A 6,705-nucleotide genomic window follows, 5' to 3' on the forward strand; every position below is an offset into this window, starting at 1 on the left:
TTACGACCGGATCATGATGAGCATCATCTTGAATCGCTTCAAGGCTTTCACAGCGTGGGGTTGTTGGGCCGGCATGAGGATCATCTCGCCAGTGTGCAGATGATGCGGCTGACCGGCGATCAGGATTTCCACCTCCCCATCCAGCACCTGCACCAGGGCGTCAAAGGGCGCGGTGTGCTCGCTCAGGCCCTGGCCTTCATCGAAGGCAAAGACCGTCACGGTGCCGGTGGGTTGTTTGACGATTTCGCGGCTGACGATGGAGCCAGCTTGGTATTGCACATGGTCGGCCACGCGCGCGACTTGAGCGGCGGGCAGCCCCTTCGCTTTGGATGAGGTGTCTTTTTTCATTAAATCCATACCTGCAATATACCTCTGAACCCAATCGCCGCTGAGACCAAAACGAAAAGGTTTGATGGAGATCAAGAAACTGGTTATTTGCATCTCCCCAGGCAGACTTGCGCTTATTCCAGTGGACGGGGCAAATCCAAAGCGGTGTCGCCCGCCGTCCCTTTTTCCCCCGGCAGTTGCCACTACACCAAATTTTCCTATGGCGGAGCTATTGGGCACCTGCGGGCTGGTACCACATGGATTTCCAGTAGGCTTGCTCGACTTTATAGAAGTCTACCGGCGCAGTGGATTTGAAGTCCGCCGCCAAAATACCGTAGCGCCGCATCTCGCGGTACCACCCTTCGCGCGGAAGGAAGCCCGGCATGTCGAAGCGCTTGATTTTTTCCAGATGATCGCGGCCGGCCACCGCCATTTCCACCAGTTTCAGGTAGTCGGGATCGCTGGTGCTGGAGAAAACTGCGGCCCCGGTGGCCGGCTTCACGCAAATGCCCAGCCCGCCCGCCGCCTTGTCCAGCGGGGCCAGGGCCAACAGGGATTGGGCGGGGCGGCTCAGGTTGAAAACGCTGTGGCGGCTGTATTTGAGGCGCGGATCATCCATCGCAAACCGCCAGAAGGACATCCCCAATTCATCGGACATGGTGTGCGGGAGGCGTTTCTGCCCCTTGTGGCATTCCGCGCAGCGCTGATCCATGACTTGCGCCGCGGCCTTGGTGGCGGGCCAGTCTGTATCCAGGTGGATCTGCTGGTTTTCCTGGTAGCCGCCCACCGAACCGGAGCCCAACGCGGCGTAGGTACCGGGATAGGGCGAGCCCACCTCGGTCCACAGCCGCAGTCTGGTCTTCTCGGCTTCGCTGGCTTTGACGCCGTAGTGGGAACCATCGAGCATCTGGAGAATGCGGCTGGCGCTCGAACCCAGTTCGCGCGGGCCGTAATTGCTGCGGGCGCGATTCCGACCGTCCGTGAACAGTTGGTGAACCGTCATGTTGAAGTAGGCGTGCGAAAACATGGGGCCATGATCCCCCGATAGCAACACCTTGCCCGCATACGGCCCGCCGCGCGGCGTGGGGGTGGCGTCGTGACAATCCACGCACAGTCGGTTGAGGATCGGCTGGATGTCGCGCGGGAAATCCAGGACATCCGGGCAATCCTTGATGGGCTGGATTTTGCTGGCGGGCCGGCGCAAGGCCGCGAGGGACTTGCCCGGGATGTAACTCTGGGTGCGCTGCTCATGGCACCCCACGCAACTGGTCGTCTCCCCCGGTTGCACCGTCAAAAAGCTCTGCATGCGCTTGACGGCCATGTCGTGCTCATCCAGCGCGACAAAGAAGAGGCCCCGCAGCGCGGGAAGTTCCATGTAAGCCGAACCATCCGCCTCCACCGGCACCGTGCCCACAACACGCTCCAGGGTAAAGGACCCGCCATAGGTGAGCGGATCCATGCCGCCGGTGAAGTTGACCGGCTTGGGCAGCGTTTCCAGCACCAGCAGCTTCTTGATTTCGCCCGGCTTGACGCCCGCCAGGTTGCGGCCTTCATAGACATTGGCCATAACCAGCCGCCCCGTCGGTTCCTGGAGGTTCACGCCGGTGGGGACTACCAACTCGCGATCGTGCGCCACGATGGGGCGCGGCTCATGAATCAGGAAGCCGTCCTTGACCTCCTCATCGCTCAGCCGATACAGGCGATCCGATTGCCCCGCGCCTGTCAGCAACTGGATTTCCGGGCCTTTGGCCGCCATGAACGCCTCCTCGGAAAACGCCCAGGGATCGCGGTAATCCTCCGTGCGCGTGATGTAACGGGCCATGCCGTGTTGATCGGGGCCATTGCTGGGATCCACGACCACCAATGCGCCGGCATGTTCCGCCCGGCCATGACCCGGAGAGAAAATGGCGGCGATCCGGGGGGAACCGGGAATGGGCTTGGCGTCAATCATGACAATGCCGGGCCGCTGATTGCCAAAGTAAATCATCTGCCCGGTGCCATCTGGGTTGGTGGTCCAAAGATGGTGGTAATCCACCTGCGAGCGATCCACATATTCCCAGCGCTGATATATCAGGCGGCCATCCGGCAGCGCCCATGGCGTATTATCCTGCTCGTTGTTGGCGGAAATCATCCGGATGTTGGAGCCGTTGGCGTCGCAGCGGTGGAGCGTCGCCACTTGTGTCACCCAGCAGTTCACCCAGCGCTTGGCGCGCGTGGAAACGAACACCATGCCGCCCTCCGGCAGCCAGCAGGGCTCAAAATCATCGTAATCGCCCGTGGTGAGTTGCTTCAGGCCGGAGCCGTCGGATTGAATGGTGTACAGATGATAGTTCTCCCCGTTTCCCTTGCGATAGGAGAAGAGGATCGTCTTGCCGTCGTAATGCACAATCGGATCGCGCACTCCGCCCTCGGCATCCTCAACCAGCCAGGTCACCTTGCCGGTCTTCACATTCAATTTGCCCAGCTTCCCTCCCAACCGGTAGGCCACCCGCTTGCCATTATGCGTGAAGGGCTTTCCTTGCGGGTATTCCAGCTCGCAGTCCGAGTAATAGCCGATGTTGGCGTACCAATGGCCATCCGATCCGACCTTGCGGGTGGCGAAGACGATTTCCTCCACATCTTTCAGCGGACCAGCCAGGAACTTGGGCAGCAACTCTTCCTTAACCACGGTGGCCATCGAAGCTTCCGGAGCCTGGCTGGTTCCCAGATAGACATAGTCGTAAATAATCCAACTGCCATCATCCAGATTCAGCGCCAGCGTGTTTTCTCCCGGCTTCAGGCTGCCGGCGGGAATGGGGAACACCAGGGTGGCGACTTCCCCGACGCGGCCCGGGATATGCCCCACGCCCTTGCCTTGCGGGGCGCGCTGTTTGCCGATCTCCCGTCCGTTCAAGGACACGGTGAGCAACGGTTTCTTCAAGGAATCCACCTGCCCAACCACCAGGTAAACGGGCTGTGCCGGGATCTGCTTCACCGGGAATCGGATCGTAAACGTATGCGCCTTGCTGCCTGCCCATGTATCATGCGTGCTGGGATGAATGAACGGCCAGGCTTCCAAAGAATCCTTGCCCACGACAAATTCCACCGGCTTGGAAAATTCTTTGGAGAAGGCGGCGTACCCGCTACGCGTCAGGCCGAACTCCACCGAGGATTGGTCCGGCACGCCCAGGCAAAAGATCGTTTCCGCGCCCGATTTAGGCTGCGGGGCGGCCACCAAACGGGGCAGACCAAGCAATAAAACACCCAGGAACAGTGACTGGCACACTGTTTTCCGCGAACATGATGACGTATGGCTCATAAGGCGTAAACGCACTTTAGACGCATTTCACCGCACGTCCAGTCAAAGGAAATGAAAAATTCAGACACCGGCGCTCGGCTCGCATGGCAACATGGGAAGGCGCATTGCTTCAAAATCAGCGCACGGGTTACGGCTGGTTTTTGGGGACCAACCAGGCGGGAAGCGTTACTTTGAAAGCGGAATAATCCTTCTGAAACGAGCAACAGTGGGCAGGCGCGAGGCGTGATGCGCCAGCAAACGAAACAGCTTGGGTTTCATGGAGGTGGCCATGGCTCACCAGGGCTTTTCCGCGTGGTAATTACAGTTCGATGACCACCACTTCCGGACGGCAGTTGAAGCGTACGTTGAGCATGAAATAGCCGATGCCGGAGCTGACGTAGAGCGGGCCGCCCTTGCTCTGAAACAGGCCGTAATCGTATTCCTCCGACTCATAGGGAATCACCAGCGGACCATAGCCCGGAATGCGAACCTGGCCGCCGTGCGTGTGCCCGGCGAGGATCAGGTCAAACTTTTTATCCTCCAGATCGTCCGCCCAAGCAGGATAGTGCGCGAGGAGAATATTCGTGACGCCGGGTTGGGGCGCCGGTTGATATTTCCGGATTTGCGCCACTCCGTGAAGTTTGATTTTGCCACGAAATACGGTGGCGGTGTCATTGTGCAGCCACGCGCCGCCTTGGCGTGCAAAAGCCCGGCGGAATTTATCAAAGTCCACCTTGGCCCAGAAATCATGGTTGCCAGGCACGCCGTACATGGGCGCTTGGATTTTCCCCAGCAGTTCAAGGGCCTCGTCCAAGTGGCCGTCTTCCTCCACCAGGTCGCCGGTGAAGCAAACCAGATCCGGCTTGGCCTCGTTGATTTTTTCCACGACCCGTTGCAGGTAGGCCCGGTCACCCTTGTAATGCACGTCGGTGAAGTGTGCCAGGCGGCACCCAAGCGAACGGGATAACGGCAGAGACTTGACCTTGAGCCACTGCGGCTCAAGCAGCATGGAATCGCCAGCCAGAGCGGCCACCGGCAGAACAAATAGGCCCGCCATCAGCAGCTTGCGGCGGCTCACCCGGACGGATTTGGATGGTGATTTCACGTGACGCTATCAATCAGACAACGAATGCGGTGCCCGGGTTCAAATGAATCAGCGCGCCGCGAGCCGCCGATATTTTTGCTGTGCCCACGTCTGCCATTCAATCAGCTTCACGTTGCGGAAAGCGGGTTCTTTGAATTTTCCCTTGGCCAGTTTCAACGCTTCATCCGCAGTGATGGGGACGGTGCCAAGTTCGGCCAGGTCTTCCGGGCGAAGCCCGCGCGCAATGACCGCCTTCCACGCCGCGCTTAATTCCCCGTGCGTATCCACCAACAGCGTGCCCACCAGGGCGGAGACCACATCCCGGCGGTCGCGCGCCAGCTTGTTGTCATAGCGGAAATTCTGCTTCAGGTCGAAGGGCGAGAATTCAATATTGCTCACCTTCTTGTAGCGCGCATAGAAATCCGGGCGAATACTCATGCGCTCGATGGAATACCGCGTCGGCCCCAACGGATGCCCGCACGGCAGAAACCAGAGCCGCTGCCCTTCCTCGGACAAAATAAAATCAATGAATCGCTGGGCCGTCACTGCGTTGGGGGCGCCCTTGAGCAGGCAGATGCCATCCGGGTTGATGGCCGTGAAATCGTCGGGCAACACAAAGGTCATATTGGTGCGTCCCGCCATGGCCACTTGGGTGAACCCATAAAAATCAATCGCGAACCCATACACCGTCTCCCCCATGGTGACATCCTTGGCGGTGGTGGGGGAAAGCCGGTCGAACTTGCGCACGTTGCCACCGATGCGCGCCAGCACGTTCCAGCCCTTGTCCCAGCCGAACGCCTGAAGGAACGCCTCAAACATGGAATTCATGGTACCGCTATTGCGCGGATCGCCCGCGCCCACCAAACCAAAGAGTTTCGGTTGGCTCAAATCTTCCCAGCGCCGCACCAGTGGCAGATGGGAGATTTCCTGGAGCCGTGTGTTTTGCAGGATGCCGAAGGAGGAAAGCGCCGCCGCATACCAGTTAAACTGCGGATCGTAAATATCCAGCCCGTGCAATTTCTCCGGCACTCCTTGCAGGGACTCCGCCGCCGGTCGGTAGCTCAACGTCATTTTTTTATCCATCAAGAGCAGATAAGGCTCCACCCCGCCGCCAAAGAAACAATCCATGCCAATGCCGTCCGGCTTCCGGGCGAATTCCGATTGAACAAATTTCAGCGCATCGGTGGTGCCGCCGACATCCCGCCATTCCACCGCGACGGCGGTGCCGTAGCGCGCCTTGTGCCAGCGAGAAAAGCCGCGTTCAAACTCAAACCGGATCGGACCGCTATGCGGGGTGATGATGATGAGGCGCGCCTCCTCGGCGCGCAGACCGCCCGCCAGAAAGACAATCGCGACCAGCATGGCAAGCCAGGTGTACACGCCATGGCCGACCAATGGCATGAAAGCGGAACGCCCCGCAGCGGTGCAGCCCCGTCCACCAGCACGATGAGTAACAAACATGGGAAAACCAATACCGCTCAAACCGGCGGAGAGCAAGCCGCAAGCGAACCGCCGCGCGTTGAAAAAACTCCTGACTCCAGAATTCCATCTTCTGGCCCAATCTTTTCCACGGAGCTTTTTGCAACAATTCACGATTGATTCTCCATCGGGAGCGGCGTAGGCTCGCCCTCGATGAATAGCGAGCGGAAAACGATTTTTTCCAATTAAACAAAAAACCTGAAAAACGTATTATCTCCACAATTCGTATGAACGATAACCTCGCCAAACTGCTCAGCACCTTGGCAATCTGGACCGCCACTGCGTTAATTTTTATTTTGGGCTTCTTCAAATGTCCCGTGAATGGATTTGCAGTGTTTGTTTGGGGAGGCATCGGAATGGGGCTGGCTTTTGCCCCCGCTATTGCCACCACTGCTATTTGGAAGCATCGAGAAACACCAACATCTCCTAACTCTACCGATGCCCCTCCTAAAAAAAACTGAAACCGTGAGTGCCGCCACCCGACAATTTCTGGTGCAGCCTTCGATCTTTGACAGGCCAGCGGGTGCAAGTCCCGCCT

Annotated in this window: 5 protein-coding genes; 1 reads left to right on the forward strand and 4 read right to left on the reverse strand. The window is 58.7% G+C overall.

Translation table 11 applies throughout. The features are described from left to right. From WCO56_15010 to WCO56_15025, 4 genes are all read right to left on the reverse strand, one after another. Positions 1-348: a cupin domain-containing protein gene (locus WCO56_15010; protein MEI7730882.1), complete on the reverse strand. Its 348-nt coding sequence runs from the start codon at positions 346-348 to the stop codon at positions 1-3. A gap of 208 nt (positions 349-556) precedes the next feature. Next, the gene (locus WCO56_15015) at positions 557-3,592 is read right to left on the reverse strand and encodes a polysaccharide lyase family protein (GenBank protein MEI7730883.1); all 3,036 of its coding nucleotides are present in this window, start codon (positions 3,590-3,592) and stop codon (positions 557-559) included. A gap of 331 nt (positions 3,593-3,923) precedes the next feature. Continuing rightward, entirely contained in the window at positions 3,924-4,709 is a 786-nt protein-coding gene (locus tag WCO56_15020) for a metallophosphoesterase (GenBank protein ID MEI7730884.1), read from the reverse strand. A 48-nt stretch (positions 4,710-4,757) separates the two neighbouring features. Further along, complete coding sequence (locus WCO56_15025; GenBank protein ID MEI7730885.1) at positions 4,758-6,149, reverse strand: ABC transporter substrate-binding protein; 1,392 nt, start codon at positions 6,147-6,149, stop codon at positions 4,758-4,760. A gap of 245 nt (positions 6,150-6,394) precedes the next feature. Here WCO56_15025 and WCO56_15030 point away from each other — a divergent pair, with 245 nt between their 5' ends. Next, positions 6,395-6,628, forward strand: a complete 234-nt coding sequence (locus WCO56_15030) for a hypothetical protein (GenBank protein MEI7730886.1) — start codon at positions 6,395-6,397, stop codon at positions 6,626-6,628. Positions 6,629-6,705: the final 77 nt, after the last annotated feature.

Source organism: Verrucomicrobiota bacterium (assembly GCA_037139415.1).
In the GTDB taxonomy this organism is placed as follows: domain Bacteria; phylum Verrucomicrobiota; class Verrucomicrobiia; order Limisphaerales; family Fontisphaeraceae; genus JBAXGN01.

Coding starts and splice junctions, on each gene's coding strand:
- WCO56_15010 (MEI7730882.1), bottom strand. CDS start 348: ATGAAAAAAGACACCTCATCCAAAGCGAAGGGGCTGCCCGCCGCTCAA.
- WCO56_15025 (MEI7730885.1), bottom strand. CDS start 6,149: ATGTTTGTTACTCATCGTGCTGGTGGACGGGGCTGCACCGCTGCGGGG.
- WCO56_15030 (MEI7730886.1), top strand. CDS start 6,395: ATGAACGATAACCTCGCCAAACTGCTCAGCACCTTGGCAATCTGGACC.